24 protein-coding genes and 1 tRNA gene are annotated in these 24,236 nt (G+C 69.3%); 9 read left to right on the top strand and 16 right to left on the bottom strand.

Annotated features, from left to right (window positions below; genetic code table 11):
• Window positions 1–19 precede the first annotated feature (19 nt).
• Entirely contained in the window at window positions 20–712 is a 693-nt protein-coding gene (locus ACJH6I_RS09980) for a glycosyltransferase family 2 protein (RefSeq protein ID WP_133426347.1), read from the top strand.
• Window positions 709–1,062 carry a DUF2304 domain-containing protein gene (locus tag ACJH6I_RS09975; RefSeq protein ID WP_133426346.1) on the top strand — a complete coding sequence of 118 codons (354 nt, stop codon included), beginning with the start codon at window positions 709–711 and terminating at the stop codon, window positions 1,060–1,062. The genes ACJH6I_RS09980 and ACJH6I_RS09975 overlap by 4 nt, the downstream gene beginning before the upstream one ends.
• Here the strand turns inward: ACJH6I_RS09975 and ACJH6I_RS09970 are convergent.
• The 3 genes from ACJH6I_RS09970 to ACJH6I_RS09960 are packed head-to-tail and all read right to left on the bottom strand — an operon-like array spanning window position 1,053 to window position 4,425.
• Complete coding sequence (locus tag ACJH6I_RS09970; protein WP_133426345.1) at window positions 1,053–1,649, bottom strand: TetR/AcrR family transcriptional regulator; 597 nt, start codon at window positions 1,647–1,649, stop codon at window positions 1,053–1,055. The two genes, ACJH6I_RS09975 and ACJH6I_RS09970, sit on opposite strands and share 10 nt — an antisense overlap.
• A 1-nt stretch (window position 1,650) precedes the next feature.
• Complete coding sequence (locus ACJH6I_RS09965; RefSeq protein WP_135356437.1) at window positions 1,651–3,435, bottom strand: amidohydrolase family protein; 1,785 nt, start codon at window positions 3,433–3,435, stop codon at window positions 1,651–1,653.
• A 57-nt stretch (window positions 3,436–3,492) separates the two neighbouring features.
• Entirely contained in the window at window positions 3,493–4,425 is a 933-nt protein-coding gene (locus ACJH6I_RS09960; RefSeq protein ID WP_226519899.1) for an NAD-dependent epimerase/dehydratase family protein, read from the bottom strand.
• Between the two features lie 51 nt (window positions 4,426–4,476).
• On the opposite strand from ACJH6I_RS09960, the gene ACJH6I_RS09955 reads away from it, so the two are divergent.
• From ACJH6I_RS09955 to ACJH6I_RS09945, 3 genes are all read left to right on the top strand, one after another.
• Window positions 4,477–6,222: a hypothetical protein gene (locus ACJH6I_RS09955; RefSeq protein WP_406784033.1), complete on the top strand. Its 1,746-nt coding sequence runs from the start codon at window positions 4,477–4,479 to the stop codon at window positions 6,220–6,222.
• Window positions 6,223–6,321: 99 nt separating this feature from the next.
• Window positions 6,322–6,663, top strand: coding sequence for a hypothetical protein (locus tag ACJH6I_RS09950; protein WP_318985389.1), 342 nt, complete (start codon window positions 6,322–6,324; stop codon window positions 6,661–6,663).
• Window positions 6,664–6,708: 45 nt separating this feature from the next.
• Window positions 6,709–7,065 (top strand): hypothetical protein, encoded by a 357-nt coding sequence (locus ACJH6I_RS09945; protein WP_406784032.1) that lies wholly within the window; start codon window positions 6,709–6,711, stop codon window positions 7,063–7,065.
• A gap of 11 nt (window positions 7,066–7,076) precedes the next feature.
• On the opposite strand, the gene ACJH6I_RS09940 is transcribed toward ACJH6I_RS09945, so the two are convergent.
• Together ACJH6I_RS09940 and ACJH6I_RS09935 are read right to left on the bottom strand one after the other, a co-directional pair.
• Window positions 7,077–7,152, bottom strand: a tRNA-Thr gene (locus ACJH6I_RS09940).
• 57 nt (window positions 7,153–7,209) lie between these two features.
• Window positions 7,210–8,442, bottom strand: a complete 1,233-nt coding sequence (locus ACJH6I_RS09935; protein WP_406784031.1) for a DNA polymerase III subunit delta' — start codon at window positions 8,440–8,442, stop codon at window positions 7,210–7,212.
• A gap of 83 nt (window positions 8,443–8,525) precedes the next feature.
• On the opposite strand from ACJH6I_RS09935, the gene ACJH6I_RS09930 reads away from it, so the two are divergent.
• Window positions 8,526–10,121, top strand: a complete 1,596-nt coding sequence (locus ACJH6I_RS09930; protein ID WP_318985386.1) for an adenylate/guanylate cyclase domain-containing protein — start codon at window positions 8,526–8,528, stop codon at window positions 10,119–10,121.
• 58 nt (window positions 10,122–10,179) lie between these two features.
• On the opposite strand, the gene topA is transcribed toward ACJH6I_RS09930, so the two are convergent.
• The 3 genes from topA to ACJH6I_RS09915 form a co-directional block, all read right to left on the bottom strand.
• The gene (gene topA, locus ACJH6I_RS09925; RefSeq protein ID WP_406784046.1) at window positions 10,180–13,014 is read right to left on the bottom strand and encodes a type I DNA topoisomerase; all 2,835 of its coding nucleotides are present in this window, start codon (window positions 13,012–13,014) and stop codon (window positions 10,180–10,182) included.
• 136 nt (window positions 13,015–13,150) lie between these two features.
• A complete protein-coding gene (locus ACJH6I_RS09920; RefSeq protein ID WP_061000103.1) occupies window positions 13,151–13,729 on the bottom strand; it encodes a hypothetical protein in 579 nt (192 codons plus the stop codon).
• Window positions 13,730–13,851: 122 nt separating this feature from the next.
• A complete protein-coding gene (locus ACJH6I_RS09915) occupies window positions 13,852–14,055 on the bottom strand; it encodes a cold-shock protein (RefSeq protein WP_020100960.1) in 204 nt (67 codons plus the stop codon).
• 181 nt (window positions 14,056–14,236) lie between these two features.
• On the opposite strand from ACJH6I_RS09915, the gene ACJH6I_RS09910 reads away from it, so the two are divergent.
• Together ACJH6I_RS09910 and ACJH6I_RS09905 are read left to right on the top strand one after the other, a co-directional pair.
• Window positions 14,237–16,579 (top strand): DEAD/DEAH box helicase, encoded by a 2,343-nt coding sequence (locus ACJH6I_RS09910; protein ID WP_318985384.1) that lies wholly within the window; start codon window positions 14,237–14,239, stop codon window positions 16,577–16,579.
• 57 nt (window positions 16,580–16,636) lie between these two features.
• On the top strand, window positions 16,637–17,677 hold the full coding sequence (locus tag ACJH6I_RS09905) for a PAS domain-containing protein (protein ID WP_318985383.1): 1,041 nt from the start codon (window positions 16,637–16,639) through the stop codon (window positions 17,675–17,677).
• A gap of 12 nt (window positions 17,678–17,689) precedes the next feature.
• On the opposite strand, the gene soxR is transcribed toward ACJH6I_RS09905, so the two are convergent.
• From soxR to ssd, 8 genes are all read right to left on the bottom strand, one after another.
• Complete coding sequence (soxR, locus tag ACJH6I_RS09900; RefSeq protein WP_082761821.1) at window positions 17,690–18,178, bottom strand: redox-sensitive transcriptional activator SoxR; 489 nt, start codon at window positions 18,176–18,178, stop codon at window positions 17,690–17,692.
• Window positions 18,179–18,288: 110 nt separating this feature from the next.
• Window positions 18,289–18,630 carry an Rv3654c family TadE-like protein gene (locus ACJH6I_RS09895; RefSeq protein WP_082761820.1) on the bottom strand — a complete coding sequence of 114 codons (342 nt, stop codon included), beginning with the start codon at window positions 18,628–18,630 and terminating at the stop codon, window positions 18,289–18,291.
• Window positions 18,623–18,964: a TadE family type IV pilus minor pilin gene (locus ACJH6I_RS09890; RefSeq protein WP_061009668.1), complete on the bottom strand. Its 342-nt coding sequence runs from the start codon at window positions 18,962–18,964 to the stop codon at window positions 18,623–18,625. Before ACJH6I_RS09890 ends, ACJH6I_RS09895 begins: the two co-directional genes overlap by 8 nt.
• On the bottom strand, window positions 18,942–19,145 hold the full coding sequence (locus ACJH6I_RS09885; protein ID WP_061009666.1) for a DUF4244 domain-containing protein: 204 nt from the start codon (window positions 19,143–19,145) through the stop codon (window positions 18,942–18,944). The genes ACJH6I_RS09890 and ACJH6I_RS09885 overlap by 23 nt, the downstream gene beginning before the upstream one ends.
• A 23-nt stretch (window positions 19,146–19,168) precedes the next feature.
• Complete coding sequence (locus tag ACJH6I_RS09880) at window positions 19,169–19,738, bottom strand: type II secretion system F family protein (RefSeq protein ID WP_061009678.1); 570 nt, start codon at window positions 19,736–19,738, stop codon at window positions 19,169–19,171.
• On the bottom strand, window positions 19,735–20,511 hold the full coding sequence (locus ACJH6I_RS09875) for a type II secretion system F family protein (protein WP_318985382.1): 777 nt from the start codon (window positions 20,509–20,511) through the stop codon (window positions 19,735–19,737). The genes ACJH6I_RS09880 and ACJH6I_RS09875 overlap by 4 nt, the downstream gene beginning before the upstream one ends.
• A complete protein-coding gene (locus tag ACJH6I_RS09870) occupies window positions 20,508–21,674 on the bottom strand; it encodes a TadA family conjugal transfer-associated ATPase (RefSeq protein ID WP_267324260.1) in 1,167 nt (388 codons plus the stop codon). Before ACJH6I_RS09870 ends, ACJH6I_RS09875 begins: the two co-directional genes overlap by 4 nt.
• Complete coding sequence (gene ssd, locus ACJH6I_RS09865) at window positions 21,671–22,744, bottom strand: septum site-determining protein Ssd (protein ID WP_406784030.1); 1,074 nt, start codon at window positions 22,742–22,744, stop codon at window positions 21,671–21,673. Before ssd ends, ACJH6I_RS09870 begins: the two co-directional genes overlap by 4 nt.
• A gap of 506 nt (window positions 22,745–23,250) precedes the next feature.
• Here ssd and ACJH6I_RS09860 point away from each other — a divergent pair.
• Window positions 23,251–24,108 carry an HAD-IB family hydrolase gene (locus tag ACJH6I_RS09860; RefSeq protein WP_191260197.1) on the top strand — a complete coding sequence of 286 codons (858 nt, stop codon included), beginning with the start codon at window positions 23,251–23,253 and terminating at the stop codon, window positions 24,106–24,108.
• The last annotated feature ends 128 nt before the right edge of the window (window positions 24,109–24,236 follow it).

The raw sequence follows: 24,236 nt of genomic DNA, 5'->3' as shown, positions 1-24,236 counted from the left end.
GTGTAGTTTCGGCAGCAACATGTCCCCTTATCGCGACGTCTGGATCGTCATCCCCGCGTACAACGAGGCGAGCGTCATTGCTGACGTCGTCGCCGATGTGCGCGCCGTCTTCCCCAATGTCGTCTGCGTCGACGACGGCGGCCGGGACGACACCGGCGACCGCGCCTTCGCCGCCGGCGCCCACGTGGTGCGTCATCCGGTGAACCTCGGTCAGGGCGCGGCCATCCAGACCGGCGTCGAATACGCGCGGGCGCGCCCCGGGGCACAGTTCTTCGCCACGTTCGACGCGGACGGACAGCACCAGGTCAAGGACGTCGTGCGGATGCTCGACCGGTTGCAGGCCGAGGATCTGGACATCGTGATCGGCACCCGGTTCGCCGACCGGCCGCCCGACCGCATGCCGATGCTCAAGCGGCTGCTGCTGCCCATCGTCGCGAAACTCAGCCGGTCCAGCCGCCAGCTGCACCTGACCGACGCGCACAACGGGCTGCGGGTGTTCAACAAGACGGTCGCCGATGGCCTGAACCTCACCATGAACGGCATGAGTCACGCCAGCGAATTCGTGGCCCTGATCGTCGAGAACAACTGGCGGATCGCCGAACAGCCGGTGCAGATCCTGTACACCGACTATTCGATGTCGAAGGGTCAGCCGCTGGTGAACGGCGTCAACATCATCGTCGACGGACTGCTGCGCGGGAGGTTGCGCCGATGATCTGGACCAAGGCTTTGCTCATCGGCGCGGTGGTCCTGCTGCTGGCCTACCTGTTCTCGTCGCGCCGCAACGCGCAGTCGCGGGCGTGGGTCAAGGTCGGCTATGTGTTCTTCGTGCTGGGCGCCATCTACGCGATCCTGCGGCCCAACGACACCACGGTGGTGGCGCATTGGCTCGGCATCGGCCGCGGCGCCGATCTGCTGTTGTACGCGCTGGTCATCGCGTTCCTGTTCACGACCATCAGCGCCTACATGCGGTTCAAGGACCTGGAACTGCGGTACGCCCAGCTGGCCCGCGCGGTCGCGCTGGAAGGCGCCCGGGTACCCGAGGACGACACCCGTCAGGTCTGAACGCCCAGGCTCCCGAGCATCGTGGCCAGCAGCTGGATGCGGCCGTCCTCGAGTTCGGGCTGCGGCAGCACGGCGCGGATCAGCGCCGCGCCGTCGAAGGTGTTGACCATCACGGCGACGATCAGCATGAGCAGTTCCGGCGGCAACTGATCGGCGCCGGGCATCTCCTGCGCCGTCTCGTAGATGTTGCGGCCGTATTCGACGAGCGCGCCCTGCAGCGTCGCCCGCAGCTTCTCGTCGGTGCGCGCCGCCACCATCAGCTCGTACATCACGGCGTTGGTGGCGTTGCCACTGATGTCGCGCAGCGCGATCAAGGCGCCTTCCAGAGCCGGCCGGTCCGAAGGGATTTCGGCGACCTGCTTGCTGAACTGCTCCAGTTGCCGGCGCATGACCTCCAGCGCCGTGGCCGCCATGAAATCGCCCATGGTGGCGAAATGCTTGAACAGCGCGCCGTCGGAGACCTCGGCCCGGCGCGCGATCACCGCCGCCGAGGCACGGGCATAGCCGACCTCGACGATGGTCTCGATCGCGGCATCGAGAAGCCGGGCCCGGGTCTCCTCCCGGCGCTGCTGTTGGGTTCTGGCCATGTCAGACCGCTTGCGCCACCGGCAGTTTCGCGCCGCGCGCCGGCAGGTAGTGGCCGGACTTCACGGTCTGCCCGTAGCCCTCGACGAAGTCGCCGTCGCGGAACACCACCTGGCCACCCACACCGGTCGCCACGACGGCGGCGTCGCTGCGGTTGACCATGCGGCTCAGGCCGCCGTAAAACTCGACCGAATCCTCGTGGTACGCCTCGAGTTCGGCGTCGAGCCCGGCCGGATCGATCACCACGAAGTCGGCGCGCTCACCCTGACGCAGGGTGCCGGCCTCCAGGCCGAACCAGTCGGCGACCTCACCGGTGAGCCGGTGCACGGCGTGCTCGGTGGTCATGAACGGGCGGCCGGCCTTGTCGGCGTCCTGCACGCGGCGCAGCATCCGCAGCGCGTAGTTGTAGAACGCCATATTCCGAAGGTGCGCACCGGCATCCGAGAAGCCCATGTGGACCGACGGCTCCGTCGCCAGCTTGTCGAGCTGCTTGGGCCGGTGGTTGGCCACGATGGTGGTCCAGCGGGTGTTGCGTTCCCCGTGCTCGACCAGGACGTCGAGGAAGGCGTCGAGCGGGTGGCTGCCACGCTCGTCGGCGATCTGGCCAAAGCTCTTGCCAATCAACGACTTGTCGGGGCATTCGACGATGGTCGAGTCGTGGAAGTCGCGGTGCCACAGGGTCGGGCCCAGCACCTTCTTGTCGAACGACTTGCGGAACCGGCGCCGGTACTCCGGGTCGGCCATCAGCTTGTTGCGCTCCAACTGGTCCCGCAGATGCAGCGCGGCGGTGCCCGCACCGAACTCCTCGAAAACCGGGAGATCGATTCCGTCCGAATACAATTCGAACGGCACCGGCAGGTGCTGGAAGCGGACCTTCGAGTTCAGGACCTTGTTGGCCAGGCGGGTCACCGGACCCAGCAGGTACACCGCGCCGGGCGACGACTTGGCGTCAGCAGCTACCAGCAGGCTCATGCGCACGCCGGCACGACGGCCGAACCAGCCGCTGCTCTCGAGGAAGAAGTTCAGTGCCTCTTGCAGTTTCGCGACATTGGGAGCGCTCTGCAGGATACGGCCGCGCTTGCGCAGGACCTTGATCAGGCGGCGGCGCTCCCGCCAGGTGGCGAACGTCGACGGCAGGGCGCGGGAGCGGAAACGATCACCGTCGAGCTTGTCGATCGCGGCGTCCATGCCCGACATGCCGAGCATGCCGGCGTCCAGAGCCGCCTCGAGCCGCGCGGCCATGGTCTCGAGTTCGGCGTTGGTCGGGGTGACGTTCGGGGTCGTCGCGCGGTCGAGGCCCAGCACCGAGGTGCGCAGATCAGAGTGGCCCAGCAGCGAGCTGACATTGGGGCCGAGCGGCAGCGCTTCGAGCGCCTGCACGTACTCCGCCGGTCCGGACCACGACCGGTTCTGCTCGAGCGCGCCGACGACGAACTTGCGCGGCACCGCCTCGACGCGGCTGAACAGGTCGGCGGCGTCGTCGTTCTCGGCGTAGACCGTCGACAGCGAACACATACCCAGCAGCACGGTCGTCACGCCGTGGCGGACGGACTCGCGCAGGCCCGGATCGAGGAGCACCTCGGCGTCGTAGTGGGTGTGGACGTCGATGAAGCCCGGCGTCACCCACTTGCCCTTGGCGTCGATGACGTCCGGGCAGCCCGTCTCATCGAGCGGTTGTGCCGACACCGTCGCGACGACGCCGTCGCGGATACCCAGATTGCGCAGCTGCGGCGTACGGCCGGTGCCGTCGAACCACAAACCGTCTTTGACAATCACGTCGTAGGTCATGACGTGACGCTAACCCAGAAAGTGAGTACTTACAATCTTTTTCTGCATACTCGCAGGTCAGGCGCGGAAGAAGTCCACCGTTCGGGCCACGCCCTCGGCCAGCGCAACCTTGGGGCTCCACCCCAGCACCGCACTCGCCCGGCTGATGTCCAGGCAGGACTTGCGCAGGTCACCGAGACGCGGCGGGTGGAACTCCGGAGCATCCGGCACGCCGACGGCTGCGGCGATCGCGGTGTGCAGCTGCGCCACCGACGTCTCCACCCCGGTGCCGACGTTGAACCGCTGCCCGCCACCGGCTTCGCCGCCGGCCCGCACGAAGGCGTCGACGACGTCGTCGACGAACACGTAGTCGCGGGTATCGGTGCCGTCACCGAAAATCTTGGTGGGCCGGCCGGCCAGCAGCGCCTGGCTGAAGATCGCGACCACACCGGCTTCGCCGTGCGGATCCTGGCGCGGGCCGTAGACGTTGGCCGGCGCGATGTGCGAGCAGTCCAGCCCGTACAGGTTGCGGAACATGTTGAGGTAGACCTCGCCGCACACCTTGCTGGCGGCATACGGGGACGACGGATCGACCGGCATGTCCTCGTTGGTCGGGTAGCCCGGCGGGACGCCGTAGATGGACCCGCCCGACGAGGTGTGCACGACCTTGCGCACGCCGTTGCTGCGCGCGGCCTCGGCCAGCCGCACGGTGCCGACGACGTTGACCCCGGCGTCGAACGGCGCGTCGGTCACCGACCGCGCGACGGAGATCTGCGCGGCCAGGTGGAAGATCACCTCGGGCTGCTCTTCGGCCACGATCGCGTGCAGATCAGCGTCGACGATGTCGGCCTTCACGAACTCGAATCGCTCGTTCTGCTCGGCTTGGGCGAGGTTGTCGACCTTGCCGCTGCTCAGGTCGTCGAGCCCGACGACGTCGTGTCCTTCCGACAGGAGCCGGTCGACAAGCGTCGACCCGATGAAGCCGGCAGCACCAGTGACAAGTGTTCGCACGGCGCAACCATACCGACGGTTGCTGCGTGACGCCCCGTACAGTCGACAAGAGTGAACTGGGTCGCCCGAACCGCCGCCGCGCTGGTGGTGCTGCAGCTGATACTGCGGGCGGTCCTGGCATTCGGCGGCTACTTCTACTGGGACGACCTGATCCTGATCGGCCAGGCCGGAACCCATTCCCTGCTGTCGTCCGACTTCCTCTTCAACGACCACGACGGACACGTCATGCCTGCCGGGTTCCTGCTCGCCGGGGTGCTGACGCGGCTGGCGCCGCTGCAGTGGTTCTGGCCGGCACTGAGCCTGGTGCTGCTGCAACTCGTCGCGTCGCTGGCACTGGTGCGCGCCCTGCGGGTGATCCTCGGGTGGCGGCCGGTACTGCTGGTGCCACTGACCTTCGCGCTGTTCACGCCCCTGGGCGTGCCGGCCTTCGCGTGGTGGTCGGCGGGGCTCAACGCGCTGCCGATGGCCGCGGCCATGGCCTGGGTCTGCGCCGACGCCATCCTGCTGGTCCGCACCGGAAATCCGCGGTACGTGTGGACCGGCTGCCTGGCCTACCTGGGCGGGCTGCTGTTCTTCGAGAAGTCCGCGGTGATCCCGTTCACCGCGTTCGCGGTGTGCTGGCTGCTGATGTATGTGACGGGCGCCGGAGTCTCGGTGTGGCGCCGGGGCCTGCGGCTGTGGCTGGGGCTGCTGACCATCACCATCGGTTGGGTCGGGGTCTACCTGCTGGTGGTCAACCAGAAGCGCTGGACGCTGGACCTGGCGATGACGTGGGAACTGCTGGCGCGGTCCGTCACGCACGGCCTGGTGCCCACGCTGGCCGGTGGTCCGTGGGACTGGCAGCGCTGGGCGCCGGCGTCCCCGTGGGCGACGCCCGGCCCGGCCGTCATGGTCCTCGGCTGGCTGGTTCTCGCCGCCGTGGTTGCGGTGTCGCTGCTGCGGAAGCGGCGACTGGGCCCGGTGTGGCTGGCGGCCGTGGGCTACGTGGTGGCGTGCCAGGTGCCGATCTATCTGATGCGGTCGTCGAAGTTCACCGCCCTCGAGCTGGCACAGACGTTGCGTTATCTGTCCGATCTCGTCGTGGTACTGGCGCTGCTGGCCGCAGTCGCGTTCTGCGCACCCAACCGGAGTGCGCGGTTCGACGACTCCCCGCGGCGCCGCGTCGTTGTTGCTTGTGCCGCAACGGCATTCGTGGCCAGCAGCCTGTACTCGTGGGCGACGTTCCTGCCCAGCTGGCGCGACAACCCGACGCGCGCCTACCTCGTCAACGCCGAGGCAGCGCTGGCCCATGCGCCCCGCGGCGTGCCACTGCTGGACCAGGAGGTCGATCCCCTGGTGCTGCAACGCGTGGCGTGGCCGCAGAACCTGGCCAGCCACATGTTCGCCCTGCTGCGTGACCGCCCCGAATTCGCTTCCAGCACAACCTCGTTACAGATGCTCACCGCGACCGGCCAGTTGGTGCCGGCCCAGGTGACCTGGACCCGCACGATCGCCCCGGGACCGGCACCGAACTGCGGCTACCTGGTGCAGACCGACGCGCCGGTCACCATGCCGCTCGACGGCCCGCTGCTGCCGGCCGACTGGACCGCCGAGATCAACTACCTCGCCAACAGCGACGGCTCCCTGACCATGTCGCTGCCGGAGGGCCGGGAGGCCCGAGTGCCGGTACACCCCGGCCTGAACCGGGTGTTCGTGCGCCTGCCCGGCGCGGGGGCCGCGATCCAGGTGAAGGCCAACACGTCGGCGCTGTCGGTGTGTGTCGCCTCCGGGCCGGTGGGGTTCCTGGCGCCGCGCTAGGTATTTCCGAAAAAACTGTCCCCTTCCGGGGCGGTGCCCACTCCTACCTGTGTCAGCAAGTCCGCCCGGGCCTGCGACCACCGGAAAAGGAGACCTCCCATGACCATCACCGGCACCGCAAACGGCAAGCGCATCGCACTGGCCACCCTGATCGGCACGGCTGCGCTGTACGTGGCCCCGCTGGCGCTGACGACGCCCCTCGCCGGTGCAGAGTCTTTGGCGACCCGCTGTGGAAAAGGCGGTGGCACCTTCGCCATCGGCACTCGATCGAACGGCTCGATCATCGAGAGCTGCACGACGACCGACAAAGAAGGCGTCAAGACCCAGTGCACCGAGGTCGATCACAAGCCGCAGGGCTGCATCACCGTGCCGAGGACGGCCGTGAAAGGCACCCACATCCCGACCGGTGACCTCGTCCCGGTTCAGGTCGAACGCTCCTGAATCCCCGCCCAGCCATCCACAGCCACCCGAAAAGGAAATCCAGCAATGACCACGAACTCGATGATCAAGCCGACATTCGCCGCCCTGCTGAGTGCTGCCGCGCTGTATGCCGTTCCGGCGATCTTGACCGCGCCAGGCGCCAACGCCACGGTCGGCAGCGACTGCATGGGTTCGAACCAGACCTATGAAACCAAGGTCGGGAACGGACACCTGTACGGGGCCTGCACGACGACCGACAAGAACGGCGACAAGACGAAATGCTCGTACGTCGACGGCAAGGCTCAGGGCTGCATCGCGGTCCCGTTGCGGAAGCCGAGGTTCAACGTGGACCCGAGCGTGGTGGCGCCGGTTGCCGAAACGCCGTCCGCGGGGCCGCACGCGCAGCCAGAACTGCGTCGATAGCGCGAAAGTTGTGGAGCCACCCAGGGGAATCGAACCCCTGACCTATTCATTACGAGTGAATTGCTCTACCGACTGAGCTAGGGTGGCGCGCCCCACCGAGGCGGGGCGGGACGAGTCTACGGGACACGTCCGGCGCAGCCAAAGTCAGTTCCGTTGTCCGGCGCGCAGGGCCTGACCCATGGTCGCCACCATGGCGTCGACCGCGAACTTCGGCTTGACGTTGGTGGCCAGCGCCTCGCGGCAGGCCAGCACCGCCTCGATGCACCGCAGCAGCTGGTCGGCGGGCACGTGCGCAGCCATCGCGGCGGCCTTGTCGGCCATATCCGGATGGTTGGGCGAAGCAGCGCCCGAGGCACCCGACGACACCAGCAGCGCGTCGCGGAAATACGTGGCCAGGTCGATCAGCGCCCGGTCCAGCGCGTCCCGCGAGGCCCGGGTCTGCCGCGACTTCTGCCGCTTCTCCAGGTCCTTCAGAGCGCCCGCGGCGCCCCGCAACGCCCCCGCCGCGCCCTTGCCGGTGCCGCCGGCGCCCAGCGCCGTCTTGAGTTCCTCGGTCTCGGCCTCGTTGCGGCCGGCCGTCAGGGCCACCGCTTCGGCTTCAGCCGAGGCGACGAGCTCTTCGACGGCCGCATACGCCCGCGCCGGCGTCGCCGCGTCCCGGGCCAGGCCCAGGGCCCGCTCCCGGCGCGACCGCGCCTGCTCGTCGGTCGCGAGCCGGCGGGCCCGGCCCACATGTCCCCCGCTGACCGACGCCGCCCAGCGCGCGTCGGCCTCGGACAGGCCGTCGTTCTCGACCAGGACCTGCGCGATGGCGTCGGCCCGCGGCGTCGTCAACGCCACGTGCCGGCACCGCGACCGCAGCGTCACCGCGATGTCCTCGGGATCCACCGACGGCGCGCACAGCAGGAACACCGTCGACGGCGGCGGCTCCTCGACGACCTTCAGCAGCGCGTTGGCGGCGCCCTCGGTGAGCCGGTCGGCGTCTTCGACGACGACGATCTGCCAGCGGCCGGTTCCGGGCCGCCGGGACGCGGTCTGCACGATGGCGCGCATCTCGTCGACACCGATCGACAGCCCCTCGGGAATCACGCGCCGGACGTCGGCGTGCGTGCCCGCCATGGTCGTCGTACACGCGCGGCAGGCGCCGCACCCCGGACCGCCCTCGGCGGCCTCCGCAGTGCACTGCAGCGCCGCCGCAAAGCACACCGCGGCGATGGACCGGCCCGAACCGGGCGGCCCCGTGATCAACCACGCATGCGTCATGCTGCCGGTTGTGAGCCCGCTGTGAGCCGAATCACCCCGGGCCGCCCGCGCTGCGGCCACCAACTCGGCTTCCACGGCATCCTGGCCGACCAAACGCGAGAAAACTCCGCTCATCGCGCCCCACAGTAACCGGCGCGGACGACACGAACCTGCGCGCAGCGGCAATATCCGTCGCCCTGGCCGGATACGGTTAGCGGGTGGCCACCGATGTAGAGCGCATCGGGCGAATCAGGGGGTTCGTCCGATGGGTGGCGCGCACCCCGTGGCCGGTGTTCACGCTGAGCCTGTTGCAGGCCGACATCATCGGCGCCCTGTTCGTTCTGGGCTTCCTGCGGTTCGGTCTGCCGGCCGAGGATCGCATCCAGCTGCAGGACCTGCCGGCGGTGAACCTGGCGGTGTTCCTGGCCGTCCTGTTCGTCTCGTTCGTCGTGGCGGCCTGGCTGAGTCTGCGGCTGCTGATCCCCGTGATCCGCTGGCAACGGCGCGACACGCTGCACGGCGACGCCGACGACCCCGCATTCACCGAGCTGGCCCGCACCCGGGCGCTCAAGATGCCGTACTACCGGACGCTGATCAGCGTCGGGAACTGGTTCCTCGGCTCGGTGGTGTTCATCATCGCCAGCTGGCCGGTGGCGAGCCGCTCGGCGCCGTTCGTCGCCGTGGCCAGCGCGCTCGGCGCCACCGCCACCGCGATCATCGGCTACCTGCAGTCCGAGCGCGTGCTGCGCCCCGTCGCGGTCGCGGCGCTGCGCGACGGCGTGCCCGAGAACTTCCGGGCCCCCGGCGTCATCCAGCGCCAGGTGCTGACCTGGGTGCTGTCGACGGGCGTGCCGCTACTGGCCATCATCGTGGCCCGGCTGGCCGGGCAGTACACGACCTTCATCGCCCAGAACGACCAGCTCAACACCCCCATCCTGCTGCTGGCGATCACCGCGCTGGCCGTCGGCCTGGCCGGCAACGTCCTGGTCGCCATGTCCATCGCCGACCCGCTGCGCCAGCTGCGGTGGGCCCTGGGCGAGGTGCAGCGCGGTAACTACAACGCGCACATGCAGATCTACGACGCCAGCGAGCTGGGCCTGCTGCAGGCCGGGTTCAACGACATGGTGCGCGACCTGTCCGAGCGGCAGCGCCTGCGCGACCTGTTCGGCCGCTACGTCGGCGAGGACGTCGCGCGCCGCGCCCTGGAGCGCGGCACCGAGCTGGGCGGCCAGGAACGCGACGTCGCGGTGCTGTTCATCGACCTGATCGGGTCGACGCAGCTGGCGTCGACGCGGCCCGCCGCCGAGGTGGTGTCGATCCTCAACGAGTTCTTCCGGATCATCGTCGACACCGTGAACCGGCACGGCGGGTTCGTCAACAAGTTCCAGGGTGACGCGGCGCTGGCCATCTTCGGCGCCCCCATCGAGCACCCGGACGCCTCCGGTGCCGCGCTGGCCGCCTCCCGTGATCTGCACGACGAACTGGTGACGGTGCTGGGCACCACGGAATTCGGCATCGGCGTATCGGCGGGCCGCGCCATCGCCGGCCACATCGGCGCGCTGGCCCGCTTCGAGTACACCGTGATCGGCGACCCCGTGAACGAGGCCGCCCGCCTGACCGAGCTCGCCAAGCTCGAAGAGGGCCACGTGTTGGCCTCCGCCATCGCGGTCAGCGGTGCGCTGGACGCCGAGGCACTGTGCTGGGACGTCGGCGAGACCGTCGAACTGCGCGGCCGGTCCGCGCCCACACAGCTGGCGCGGCCGCTGTCGCTGGCGTCGCCGCGGCCGGCTTCCGAAACCGAAGCTGCCAGCTAGGCCGGACGCCGATCAAGCAGCGAGGTACGAGCTGCGTTGAGAAGTCCGGCAAATGTGCCTAGGCCTTCTTCGCGGCGGCCTTCTTCGCCGGCGCCTTCTTGGCGGCGGTCTTCTTGGCCGCCGCCTTCTTCGCGGCGGTCTTCTTGGCAGCCTTCTTCACCGGGCCACGAGCGCGCCTGTCGGACAACAACTCCGAGGCCCGCTCGTCGGTGATCGACATGACGTCGTCGCCCTTGCGCAGACTCGCGTTGGTCTCGCCGTCGGTGACATAAGGGCCGAAGCGGCCGTCCTTGATCACCATCGGCTTGCCCGACACCGGATCGGTGCCCAGCTCACGCAGCGGCGGCGTGGCAGCCCCTTGGCGCCCACGACGTTTCGGCTCGGCGTAGATCTTCAGCGCCTCTTCGAGCGTGACGGTGAACATCTGCTCTTCGGTGGCCAGCGAACGAGAGTCGGTGCCGCGCTTGAGGTATGGGCCGTAACGGCCGTTCTGCGCGGTGATCTCTTCTTTGCTCTCCGGGTCGACACCGACGACGCGCGGCAATGACAGCAGCTTGAGTGCGTCATCGAGCGTCACGGTCTCGAGATCCATTGAGCGCAGCAGAGATCCGGTCCGCGGCTTGGGGCCGACGGGCTTCTTGGTCTTCTTCGCGCCGGTGCCGGCGTCCGGCTCCTCCGGCGGCGCCGGCAGCACCTCGGTGACGTACGGCCCGTACCGCCCGTCCTTGGCGACGATCTCGTGCCCGGTCTCCGGGTCGACACCCAGCACCCGGCCCTCTTGCGGTGTGGCGAAGAGCTTTTCGGCCAGTTCGAGGGTCAGCTCGTCGGGCGTCAGATCGTCATTGAGGTTGGCGCGCTGCGGTTTCAGCTCACCCGGATTCTCGTCATCGGCGATCATCCGCTCCAGGTACGGCCCGTTACGTCCGACGCGGACGTTGATGGCGCGGCCTTCGGCGTCGTCGAACAGCTTGATGGAGTTGACTTCTCGCGCGTCGATGCCCTCGAGGTTGACGCCGACGAGCTTCTTGAGGCCACCCTCGCGGGCCACCGAACCCTCGACGCCGTGGTCGCCACCGAAGTAGAAGTTGGTCAGCCAGTTGGTGCGCTGCTCGTTGCCGGCGGCGATCTCGTCGAGTTCGTCCTCCATGGCGGCGGTGAAGTCGTAGTCGACCAGGCGCCCGAAGTGCTGCTCCAGCAGACCGACGACGGCGAACGCCACCCAGGCCGGCACCAGGGCGCTGCCCTTCTTGTAGATGTAGCCGCGGTCCTGGATGGTCTTGATGATCGACGAGTACGTCGACGGGCGGCCGATGCCCAGATCTTCCAGCGCCTTGATCAGCGAGGCCTCGGTGTACCGGGCCGGCGGATTGGTGGTGTGCCCATCGGCGGTGAGCTCGGCGGCGTCCACGCGCTGGCCCTGCGCGAGGTTCGGCAGGCGGCTCTCGGCGTCGTCGGCCTCGCCGCCGGCCTGCTCGTCGAGGCTCTCGACGTAGGCCTTGAGGAAGCCGGCGAACGTGATGGTGCGGCCGGAGGCGCTGAAGACGACCTGCTCGCCCGTCCGGGCCTGGCCGGAGATACGGAGCGACAGCGTGGTGCCGCGGGCGTCGGCCATCTGGGAGGCGACGGTGCGCTGCCAGATGAGCTCGTAGAGCCGGAACTCGTCGGTGTCCAGGGCGCCGTGGAGCTGGCCCGGGGTCTGGAACACGTCACCCGCGGGGCGGATGGCCTCGTGTGCCTCCTGGGCGTTCTTGACCTTGCGGGTGTACTGCCGCGGCGTCGGATGGACGTACTCCGGCCCGTACAGCTGCCCGGCCTGCGTGCGCGCGGCGTTGATGGCCGACTCCGACAGCGTCGTGGAGTCGGTACGCATGTAGGTGATGTAGCCGTTCTCGTACAGCCGCTGCGCGATGCTCATGGTGCGCTCGGAGGAGAACCGCAGCTTGCGGCCGGCTTCCTGCTGCAGCGTCGACGTCATGAACGGGGCGTAAGGCTTGCGCGTGTACGGCTTCTGCTCCACCGAGCTGACGGTCAGCGACTCGCCGCGCAGCCCGGCGGCCAGTGCGCCCGCAGCGGCCTCGTCGAGGACCAGCACCTCGTCGGGCTTCTTGACGGCGCCGAGGGAGTCGAAATCGCGGCCGGAGGCCACGCGTCGGCCGTCGACGGTGTTGAGCTTGGCGGTGAACTTCGGCGGGGACGCTTTGGCATCGGAGACGCTGGCGTCCAGCTCAGCGGTGACGTCCCAGTAGCCGGCGCTGCGGAACGCCATGCGTTCGCGCTCGCGCTGCACGATGATCCGGGTGGCGACGGACTGCACGCGGCCCGCCGACAGCTTCGGCGCGACCTTTTTCCACAGCACCGGGCTGACTTCGTAGCCGTAGAGCCGGTCGAGAATGCGCCGGGTCTCCTGCGCGTCGACCAGGGCGATGTCCAGGTCACGCGGATTCTGCGCGGCGGCAAGGATCGCGGGCTCGGTGATCTCGTGGAACACCATGCGCCGGACCGGCACCTTGGGCTTGAGCGTCTCGAGGAGGTGCCACGCGATGGCCTCACCCTCGCGGTCACCGTCCGTCGCGAGGTAGAGCTCGTCGACACCCTTGAGCAGGTCCTTGAGTTCGGTGACGGTGCTCTTCTTGTCGGGGCTGACGATGTAGAGCGGCTCGAAGTTGTCGTCGACGTTCACGCCGAGGCGCGCCCAGGCCTCACCTTTATATTTGGCCGGCACGTCCGCGGCGTTGCGCGGGAGGTCGCGAATGTGCCCGCGCGACGATTCGACGACATAGTTGGAGCCGAGGTAACCGGCAATCTTGCGCGCCTTGGTAGGCGACTCGACTATGACGAGTCGCCGGACCCGGCTGCCGCTACCGGCACCATCGAGGTCAGCCACCGTATCTATACGCTCCACTTCTTGGTCGGCACTAGGACACCGAATGAATGCCTAACGGTCATCCGGTTCCAAGGCAAGTCACAATTTGACACTCCGCGCGAGCCTACGCAAACCGGATGCGGCCAAAATATACGGGCTGCACCCGCTAAATCCGGGGCCATTGGAGAAACGCCTCCGTGAACCCGGGCGGCTCGCCCACGTTCTCTACCAGGCGCAACAGCCTCCGACGGCCGCTGATCCGCAGCGCCGGATGATGTCCCCTGGTGCCGATCAAGGTCGGCGCGATCCCGACTCGCATAAGTGCCGACGCCAGTGTCGAATGAGTATCCGGTGCGTGGGGATCCAAACCCAGCAGGTAGCCGTTCGGTTCCGCGGTACCGGAGGCCAGCACCCAGGCGCGCAGCTCGCGGGGACCCGGCAACCACCCGTCGGGCACGGTCTTGACCGCGCCGCGGGTCCAGTCCTGGGCCATCCGGGCCAGTCTGGCGTCGGCCTCGGTGCGCACCAGCGGGGTCTTCTCGTCGGTGTGGGTGATCTCGGGCTTCAGGCCCGCCTCGGCGATCATCTCGGCCAGCGCCTCGGCCCGCCACAACGCGTCGACGACGACGGACAGCCGCACATCGCCGCCCACCCGAACCACCTGTCCTGGTGCGGCGAGCAACCCGGTCAGGTCGGCGACCGCAGGCGGCACCGACTCGGCCGAGAAGAAGGACAGCTGACTCACCCTGCCGACAGTAGGCCAGCCCAGACCAAAAGGCCGGGAGGCCGGGCGCGACCACCCACCGATACGAAACGCCCCCACTTCGTCGCGGACGATGCGGGGGCGTTCTACGGAGTCTGTGAACCTCAGACGGTGCGGACGTTCAGAGCCTGCGGACCCTTCGGGCTCTGCTCGATCTCGAAGTCGACCTTCTGATTCTCCTCAAGGGTGCGGAACCCATTGGATTGAATCTGCTTGTAGTGGACGAAGACGTCGCCTCCGCCGCCTTCCTGCTCAATGAAGCCGTAACCCTTCTCCGGGTTGAACCACTTCACAGTCCCCTGTGGCATTTGTCCTTCATTTCCTTCTGTTACTGCGGGTGCGGGCCACCGAGTCTTCCGGTGTACCGGGAACGCAGACGACGTTCCCGGGTGTTGACACACGAACACAGAAGCTGCGACCAAGATCAGTCAACCATGTTCCACGCGGTCGCAACAGTCACACAGCGATCTGTGGTTAACAATTCATCTTGTGACGCAGGGAGAGTCGAACTTCGGGCGCGAGCTACTCGCGGCCGCGCTGGACGGCACCCCGGCCGACGAGCAGCCGCTGCGGCACGTCACCGACCTGGCGCCGCGCCAGGCGCGCCGAATGCCCTGGCCCACTTGGGTTGGCGCCGACGTGACACAGGCCTTCACGGATCGTGGTGTGGCGCAGCCGTGGTCGCATCAGGTGTCCGCGGCCGAGCTGGCGCATGCCGGGCGGCATGTGGTGATCGCGACGGGCACCGCATCCGGTAAATCCCTGGCCTACCAACTGCCGATCCTGCACGCGCTGCAAACCGACGTACACGCCCGCGCTCTGTACCTGTCCCCCACCAAGGCGCTGGGCCACGACCAGCTGCGGGCCGCGCAGTCGCTGTGTGCCACGATTCCCGGCCTCGACAACACCGCGCCGTCCGCCTATGACGGCGACAGTTCCACCGAGGCAAGGCAATTCGCCCGGGAGCGCTCCCGGTGGATCTTCTCGAATCCCGACATGGTGCACCTGTCGCTGCTGCGCAACCATGCGCGGTGGGCGGTGTTCCTGCGACAGCTGAAGTTCGTGGTGATCGACGAATGCCACTACTACCGAGGCATTTTCGGCTCGAACGTGGCGATGGTACTGCGTCGGCTGCTGCGCCTGTGCGAGCGCTACGGGTCGGCACCCACAGTGGTGTTCGCCAGCGCGACCACGGCCGCCCCGGCGCAGACGGCGTCCGAACTGCTCGGCCAGACCGTCACCGCCGTCACCGAGGACGGCTCGCCGCACGGCGGCCGCACGGTGGCGTTGTGGGAACCCGCGCTGCTCACCGATCTGATCGGCGAGAACGGCGCCCCGGTCCGGCGCGCCGCCGGCACCGAGGCCTCCCGGGTGATGGCCGACCTGATCGCCGAAGGCGCCCGCACCCTGACGTTCGTCCGCTCCCGGATCGGCGCCGAGCTGACCGCGCTCGGCGCCCGGGCCCGGCTCGAGAACGTCGCACCCGAGCTCGCCGAGCTGGTGGCGTCGTACCGCGCCGGGTATCTCGCCGAGGACCGCCGGGCGCTGGAACATGCTCTCACAGAAGGCGAATTGCGTGGCCTGGCGACCACCAACGCCCTGGAACTCGGTGTCGACATCGCCGGACTCGACGCGGTGGTGCTGGCCGGGTTCCCCGGCACCGTGGCCTCGTTCTGGCAGCAGGCCGGGCGGGCCGGACGCCGCGGGCAGAGCGCGCTCATCGTGCTGATCGCCCGCGACGACCCGCTCGACACCTACCTGGTGCACCATCCCGCCGCGCTACTCGACAAACCCATCGAGCGGATCGTCATCGATCCCGCCAACCCCTACGTGCTGTCACCGCAGTTGTTGTGCGCGGCAACCGAACTCCCACTGACACCGGCCGAGGTGCGGATGTGGGACGCCGAAGCGGTGGCCGAAGCCCTCGTCGACGACGGCCTGCTGCGCAAGCGGCCCGCCGGCTATTTCCCGGCGCCCGGTGTGGATCCGCATCCCGCGGTGGACATCCGGGGCTCGTCCGGCGGGCAGATCGCCATCCTCGAGTCCGGCACCGGGCGCATGCTGGGCAGCACCGGCGCCGGGCAGGCGCCGGCCTCGGTGCATCCGGGCGCCGTCCATCTGCACCAGGGCGAGACGTACCTGGTGGACGCGCTCGACTTCGAGGCCGGCGTGGCCTTCGTGCACGCCGAGAATCCCGGCTACACGACGTCGGCCCGCGAGGTCACCGATATCAGCGTGCGTGGTACCGGCGAAATCCACCGATTCGGGTCCGTCGCCATCGGCCTCGTCCCGGTGTCGGTGTCCAACACCGTGGTGGGTTTCCTGCGCCGGGCCATGGACGGCACGGTGCTCGATTTCGTCGACCTGGACATGCCGACCCGCACACTGGACACCATGGCGGTCATGTGCACCGTGACACCGGAGATATTGCTGGACAACGGGATTGACCAGCTGCGCGTACCCGGTTCGCTGCACGCCGCCGAGCATGCCGCGATCGGTCTACTGCCACTGGTGGCCAGTTGCGACCGGGGCGACATCGGCGGGGTGTCCACCGCATCCGGCCCGGCCCCCGGCGACTTGTCCGGTCTGCCAACAATTTTCGTTTACGACGGCTATCCCGGTGGTGCCGGGTTCGCCGACCGCGGGTTCCGGCAGCTGTCCACCTGGTGGTCCGCCACGGCCGCGGCGATCGAGGCATGTGAGTGCCGTCACGGTTGCCCCTCCTGTGTGCAATCGCCCAAGTGCGGCAACGCGAACGATCCCCTCGACAAAGCCGGCGCTGTCCAGGTACTTCGCCTGGTAGTCGACACTTTGGCGGCCCACGGGAAGTAGGCCCGCCGGCCGACGCCGGGCAGAGCAAAGCGCGCCGAAACGGATAAACTTACGGCCATGACGGACGACTGGCTCCTCGTCGAGACCCTCGGCGCCGAACCTGCCGTCGTCGCGGTGGGGCAGCAAACCCAGGACATGGTTCCCATCAGCACTTTCCTGCGGCGCAACGCGAGCCTGATGGCCATCCAGTCGGCCATCGGGGAAACCGTGCGCGCCGGTCTGCCGCTGACGAGCATCACGCCCAAGAGCGACCGGGTGATCCGGACCGAAGTGGTGCAGATGACCGACGGCCGCATCCACGGCGTCCACGTCTGGGTCGGCGCGCCCGACGCCGACCCGCCGGACCGGATGATCCCCGGCCCGCTGAAGTGGGATCTGACCAACGGCATCGCGACCGACACCATGGAGTCGCTGGCCAACAGCGGCCTCAACCCGGCGGCCGAGGCCACCCACGGCCGCGCGTTCGCCGACGATCTGCAGACCCGCAAGCTCAACCCGAACGAGGCGCGGGTCATCTCCGCCGTGCTCAAACCCGAGCCCGGCCAAACCTTCACCAGCACTTGGGAAATGACCGACTTCCGGGGCCGCCCCATCAGCGTCGGATTCGCCGCGCGGGTACTGAACGAGCCCGACGAGGACGACCGGGATCGGCTGATCTGCCGGGCCATGAACTGGCGCGGTGTCCGCGAGAATTCGGCGGCCACCCCGCTCGACCGGGCACAGCAGATCGCGGGCGGGCCGACCGTGCCGGGCGTGTACCGGGCATTGGTGGACCTGAACACCTGGAAGCTCATCAAGTGGGTCGACGAGCCCTGTCCGCTCTTCGACTGGAGCGCCGACGCGACGTCCGAGACGGTGGTGCACCCGAACGAGATCGCCGAGATGGCGGTCATGACGGTCGAATTCGGCAGCGGACCGACGTCGCGGGTGCTCCGGTTGCGCGCCAATGACGGTGGGTGGGTGCCGATTCACGTCACCGCGCACCGGCTCCAGGTCGCCGACGACACGTTCGCCGGCCTGCTGTCGCTGCGACTGCCGACCTATGGCGAGCTCGTGGCGGCCGGGGACCGGCTGAACGACGACCTCCCGGAATCCTGACCGCGACGAGTCCTATTCGGCGCCAGCCGGATTCGCGCCGTCGAACGGCAGCAGTCGCCGCGCACCCGGCCCTTCGGCGGCCAGCGTGTCGCCGGGATTGATGACCAGACAGTGGTTGAGCGAGATGCACCCGCACCCGATGCACTGGTCCATCTCCGACTGCAGCCGCTCCAACTCGCGCTGCCGTTCGCGCAATTGCGCCCGCCACCGCTTGTTGAGCCTGGTCCAGTCGCGCAGTGACGGCATCCGGTCGTCGGGCAGCGTCTCGAAGTGTTCGGCCACCTCGCTGAGCGGAATGCCGAGCCGCTTCGCCACCTGGATGACGGCGATGCGACGCTCCAGGTGACGTGGGTACAGCCGCGTCCCGCCCGACGTGCGCTCGGGATGGATCAGCCCTTTTCGCTCATAGAAGTGCAACGCGGACGCAGAGACTCCCGTCCGCTTCACGATCTCCCCGATGGTCAGGAGGTCGGTCGGACCCATACGCTTGATCTCAACCATAGTTGAGATTCTACGGTAGTGACATGGCAAGCGACACAACGACCGATCGGCCCGGGTGGGGTGATCTGTTCTTCTGCGGCCTCCTGATCGTTGTCGCCACCGCGCTGCCGTCAGCCTGGCCCGGCGCGGGCCCGGCCGTGCGCGTCGCCCAGGTGCCAGCGCCCGAATCGCACCGGCACCTCCACGTCGACCACCACATCCAGCCGCTCCACCGAGCAGTGACCAACCCGGCTGTCCATGGCTTCGGCGACGGCAGCCGCCCGGCTACAGGACTGGCCCGGTCCGGCCACCAGTGCGCCCGCGGCGGCGAGTGCGGCCAGGTCGGCCGCTGACTGCGCGCGATGCCGGCCGATCACCGCCGCGCCGATCGCGGCTGCGCCGGCCAGGAACCCGATGAGCACCACGATGAGCGCGACCGCGAGCACCGTCGCGGCGCCGCGCTCGTCACGCACCAGGTTCGGGTGCCGCCACCGCCTCGGCCCCCACCGTGACGCCGGGCAGCAGCGGTGCCCGGACGCGGACCCGCGCGACGATCCGCCCGCCGTCGCGCCGCACCTCGACCGAGGCCCCGTCGGGTCCGGTGCGACGGGCCGTGTCGACGGCGGCACCGTCGTCGCCGCGGGCCGCGAGCCGTGCCGCTTCCCTGGCCGCGTCGATGCAGCGCACCTGCGCCGAGACCGCGGCCAACCCACCGACACCGAGGACGACGACCGCGACGAGCGCGGCAACCGCGAATGCCGCCTCGACCGTGACGCCACCACGGTCATCCCCTGGTGGTGAGAGCACGCGAGATGATGTTGGTCAGCGCACTGACGATCGAGTCCCCCGTGACCACCGTGTAGAGAATGGCGCCGAACGCCGCGGCAGCCACGGTGCCGATGGCGTATTCGACGGTCGACATCCCGCTCTCATCGGTCAGCAGCATGGTCGCCCGGGCCTCGAGCGCGCGAAAGCTGGTCATTTTCATGGTTTTTCCTCCCCTTGTTGTGATCAGAACACCCCGGACCGGAACACGTCACCGGCCAGGCCGGCGACCACCGGCACGATGCCGAGACAGACGAATGCCGGCAGGTAGCAGAGCCCCAGCGGACCGGCGATCAACACATTGGCCCGTTCGGCGGCCGCGTCCGCCGCATCCCCGGCGTCGGCCCTGGCCTGCTCGGCCAGTTCGGCGACGCCCTGAGCCATCGCGGCGCCCGATGACGCCGACCGCCGCGCCAGCCGCAGCAGCGCGATCACGTGTGGGTCGGTACCGCGAGCCGGCTCCGCCCAGGCCGTCGCCGGACCCGCACCCAGGGCCAGGAGTTCGGCAGCGCGACGCAGCACGCTCGCCAGAGCGGCCGGTGCCGACGGCACCGCCGCCGCGGCCGCCGCGCCGGTCGCCATGCCTGCCGAGAGGCACGCCGCCAGCACATCCAGGCTCGACGGCACCGCCAGTGGATCGTCCGGCGCCGCGGGCGGCGCGGACCGGTCCGGCAGGCGGGGCCGGATGCGGTGTACCGCCGCGCCGGGGATCAGCAGGACCGCCACTGCGAGCAGGAGAATCGGCACCGCGCTCATCGCTGTGCCCGCGCGATGATCCGGTCCGACCACAGCAGCCCGAGGCAGCACAGCACCACACCGATCGCCAGCACCGCCGCGCCGTCACCCAGCAGGAAGCGCACGGGATGCGCACCGATCAACTGTCCCAAGACAATTCCGAGCGCGGGCAGCCCGGACAGCACGGCCGCCGTCGTTCGGGCTCCGGCCATCCCCGCCCTGATCCGCGAGGAGAAGCGTTCGCGCGCGACGACATCACGTTCGGCGGCGCGCATCAGTGGGGCGATGGCCAAGCCATGGTCGAGCGCCAGTTGCCAGTACACGGCCAGCCGCTGCCAATGGGCGGGCAGCGCCGACGATCCCGCGACGGCGCGCAGACCGGCAGAGACATCGGCACCCAGCCGGGCCCGCGCCGCGACCTCCCCCAACGCCGCGGAAACGGGTCCGCCGACCTCATGCGCCGCGGCATCGAACGCCGCCACCGGATGCGCCCCGGCACGCAGTTCCCCGACCAGGATGCCGAGTGCGCCCTGCAGCGTCTGCGCTTCCCGGGCGCGCTGCGCGGCGTGCCGCGAGCGCCGCCACCGGAGACCCGCGGTGCCGGCCACGGCCGAGCCGGCCAGCATCACCGGCATCGGCAGGACGACGAGCGCCACCACGGCGGCCACTGCCGCCACCGGCCAGAGCAGGCGAGGTCCAGATCGCACCAACCGTTTTCTGTGCCCGAGGCGCCCGGCGCCGCCCGCCGGTGGCGCGACCAGCACGGCCAGTGCCAGCAGCAGCGCGGGACTCACGACCGGCCCCGCGCAGTCAGCAGCTCACCCAGCGCGGGCAGGCCAGGGCCCGCGCCGCGGTCGACGTGCCACGCGGTCACGACCGTCACGGTCCCGTCCGGGGCGCGGCGCAGCACCGCGATCTCACCCAGGTGCCGACGCCCGTCGCGGGCCCGCGCGGTGTGCAGTACCACCTGGCACGCGGCCGACAGTTGCGAATGCAGCGCTGCCCGGTCCAATCCGCCGACCGCCGCCAACGCCTCCATGCGGGCGGGCACCTCGGCGGGACTGTTCGCATGCACCGTCCCGGCCCCGCCCTCGTGACCGGTGTTGAGCGCGGCGAGCAGATCCACGACTTCCGCACCGCGCACCTCGCCGACGACGATCCGGTCAGGACGCATCCGCAGCGCCTGCCGAACCAGGTCACGCACCGTCACCTCGCCCACGCCCTCGACGTTGGCGCCGCGCGCAACCAGCCGGACCAGGTGCGGATGTTGCGGCGCCAGCTCGGCGGCGTCCTCGACGCAGACGATGCGCTCCGCGGGATCGACGGCCCCGAGGAGCGCGGACAACATGGTGGTCTTCCCGGCACCGGTGCCGCCGGAGACCAGGAACGCCAGCCGCGCCGCGACGATGTCGGTGATCAGCGGGACGGCAGGCGGCGCGATGGCCCCGGATGCGACGAGTCCGGCCAGGTCCTGCGTCGCGGGCCGCAGCACCCGCAGCGAGAGGCAGGTACCTGCGGCGGCGATCGGCGGCAGCACGGCATGCAACCGCACGGTCAAGCCACCGCCGATACCGCCGAGGTGGCCGTCGACCCAGGGTTGCGAATCGTCGAGCCGGCGCCCGATCGCCAGCGCGAGCCGTTGCGCCAGGCGCTGCACCGCGTCCTCATCCGGAAATCTGATCGTGCTGCGGCGCAACCCGTTTCCGTCGTCGACCCACACCTCGTCGGGCGCGCTGACCAGCACGTCGGTGGTGCCCGGTGCCCGCAGCAGCGGTTCCAGAATCCCGGCACCGGTCAGCTCGGTCTGCAGCAGCCGCATGCCGGCCAGTACGTCGCTGTCGGCGAGTACGCCGCCGGACTCGGCGCGGATGGCCGCAGCCACCGCGTTGGGGTGCAGGGCCCCGCTCGTCTGCGCGGCCAGCCGTTCCCGGACCCGATCCACCAACGACGACGTCACGCCGCCTCCCCGGGCTGTCGGCCCAGCACCGTGAGTACGCGGCGGGCGGCCACGGCCAGCGGTGACCGGCTCCGCAGACTTCGACCGAGACCGCCCCGCTCGAGCGCGCCGTCGAGGTTGCTCTCGGCCCGCATGGCCGCCAGCAGCGGCAGCCCGAGGATCGTCGCCATCTCCACCGCGCGCAGCCCGCCGGGCGCAGGACCCCGCACCACCAGACCGACGTTCGGGTTGACGGCCGTCACCCAGTCGGCCACGACCCGGGTCGCGGCACAGGCCCGCACCTCTGCCGGCGCCACCACGACCACCAGATCGGCTGCGGCCAGCACGGTCTCGGCGGCAGCGGACGACTGCCGTGGCACGTCGCAGATGACGGTCGCGCCGGCGCGACTCCCGGCCTCGACGACCGCCGCGAGCGCCGTCGGCCTCAGTTCGACGCCGGTGCGGCCCGTCGACAGCACCACCACCCCGCGCCGGCGCGGGAGCGCATCGCGCAGCGCCGGATAACTGAGCCGTCCCCCTGCCTCCGCCAAGTCAGGCCAGCGCAGGCCGGCATCGCACTCGGCACCGAGGGCGAGATCGATACCGCCGCTCCAGGCGTCGACGTCGACGAGCAGGCACTCGCGCTCCGGTTCACCCGCAGCCTGCGCCAAGGCGATCGCGAACACCGACGCGCCGCCACCGCCACGTCCGCCGATGACGGCGACCACGGCGCCGCGGCGCCCGTCGGATTCGCCGGCCGCGGCATCCGCCAGGACACCGACCAGTCCCGACTCCTGGCCGGGCAGAGTGATGACCTCCTGTGCACCGATCACCAGGGCGGCCTCGAACTCGCGGGAGCCGGGCGTATCGGTCGCGACCAAGAACACGGCGGGCCGTCGCGGCATCCCGAGCTCGCGGCAGCGCCGCGCGGCTGCGAAGTCGAGCAGCACCGCCGCGGCACCGACCCATGCCTTCCGGCCGGAGGGCTCCGTCGCGTACACCACCCTGATGCCCGCCGCCGCGGCGATGCGGTCGATCTCGTCACGCAGTCCGGCGTCGGCGATCAACGCCAGGGCCCCGTTCGTCGTCATGGTTCCACCGTGATCCGCGGCAGGCCACGGCACCAGAGCCCGCCCCCAGAATGTGGATGAATCGCAAACTGTGGACAACTTTATTGACGCGCTGGTGAGAATGTCGTTCCGCAACTTTTCACGGATGGGTCACGACTGCCGACGGGCCGGGCTCGCCAAGGCTCCGCCACAACGGGAACCGATGAATTCGGCGCTGGCGAAAATCTCGCCGAAGAGGCAACGCCTCGAGGAAAATGACCGCCCCCGAAAAAGGGACGACCCCCGCCAGGGGGGGAGGAGGCGGAGGTCGTCGTGGATCAGCCCCGGGGGGTCGGGCTGATGCACACCCGGCGCTGGCCGGGTAATGCCCACTATACACACGTCAACAGGGCTGTGCGCAACTGTTGATTGTCTGTGAAATGGGCGTGTCAGCACGTCAATCGCCACGATGGCCGACCCACCGGCGACCGACACGGCCACAGCGGCGCCCACCCGGCGCCGGGGTTCCGGAGCATATGCTTGGAGCCGTGACCGCATCCGATCCGGCCGCGCAGACCGCGGCCGCGCCGCGTCAGGAGGCCGGGTCGACCGGTCCGGTGCGCACCGCAGCCTTCTTCGATCTCGACAAAACGGTGATCGCCAAGTCCAGCACCCTCGCTTTTAGCAAACCTTTTTTCAACCAGGGACTGCTGAACCGGCAAGCTGTCCTCAAGTCCACCTATGCCCAGTTTCTGTTCCTGATGTCCGGTGCCGACCACGATCAGATGGACCGCATGCGGTCCTACCTGACGAACATGTGCACGGGCTGGGACGTCGAACAGGTCAAGTCGATCGTCGCCGAGACGCTGCACGACATCGTCGACCCACTGGTCTTCGCAGAAGCCGCCAACCTGATCGCCGACCACAAGCTGTGCGGCCGCGATGTCGTGGTGGTCTCGGCATCCGGTGAGGAGATCGTCGCGCCCATCGCCCGCGAACTCGGGGCCAATCATTCGATGGCCACACGCATGGTGGTCGCCGACGGCAAGTACACGGGCGACGTCGACTTCTACTGCTTCGCCGAAGGCAAGGTCCAGGCGATCGAGGAACTCGCGGCCCGCGAGGGCTACGCGCTGGAGCACTGCTACGCCTACTCGGACTCCATCACCGATCTGCCGATGCTCGCGGCCGTCGGTCACCCCGCAGTGGTCAACCCGGACCGCGCGCTGCGCAAGGAGGCCGTCGCCCGCGGCTGGCCGGTGCTGACCTTCACCCGTCCGGTCTCGCTGCGGGACCGGCTGCCGGCACCCTCGGGCGCCGCGGTGGCCACCACCCTGGCCGTCGGCGCCAGCGCCCTCGCGGCCGGCGCCGTGACGTACTCGCTGCTCCGTCGACTGAGCTTCTGAAAGCTACTGGCGAGTTGCTGAGCCCCCTGGAGTAACAATCACAAATCGCCGGTGATTGACCCTTGATGTGACTGCGGTCACGTAGTACAAAGGAAGCACGGAAGCCCCCCGAGGCCAAGACCGAACCG

The sequence above is a fragment of the Mycobacterium sp. SMC-13 genome, assembly GCF_045311035.1.
GTDB lineage: Bacteria > Actinomycetota > Actinomycetes > Mycobacteriales > Mycobacteriaceae > Mycobacterium.
The sequence above is the reverse complement of the archived record's forward strand: the minus strand, read 5'-3'. Positions and strand labels throughout refer to the sequence as shown.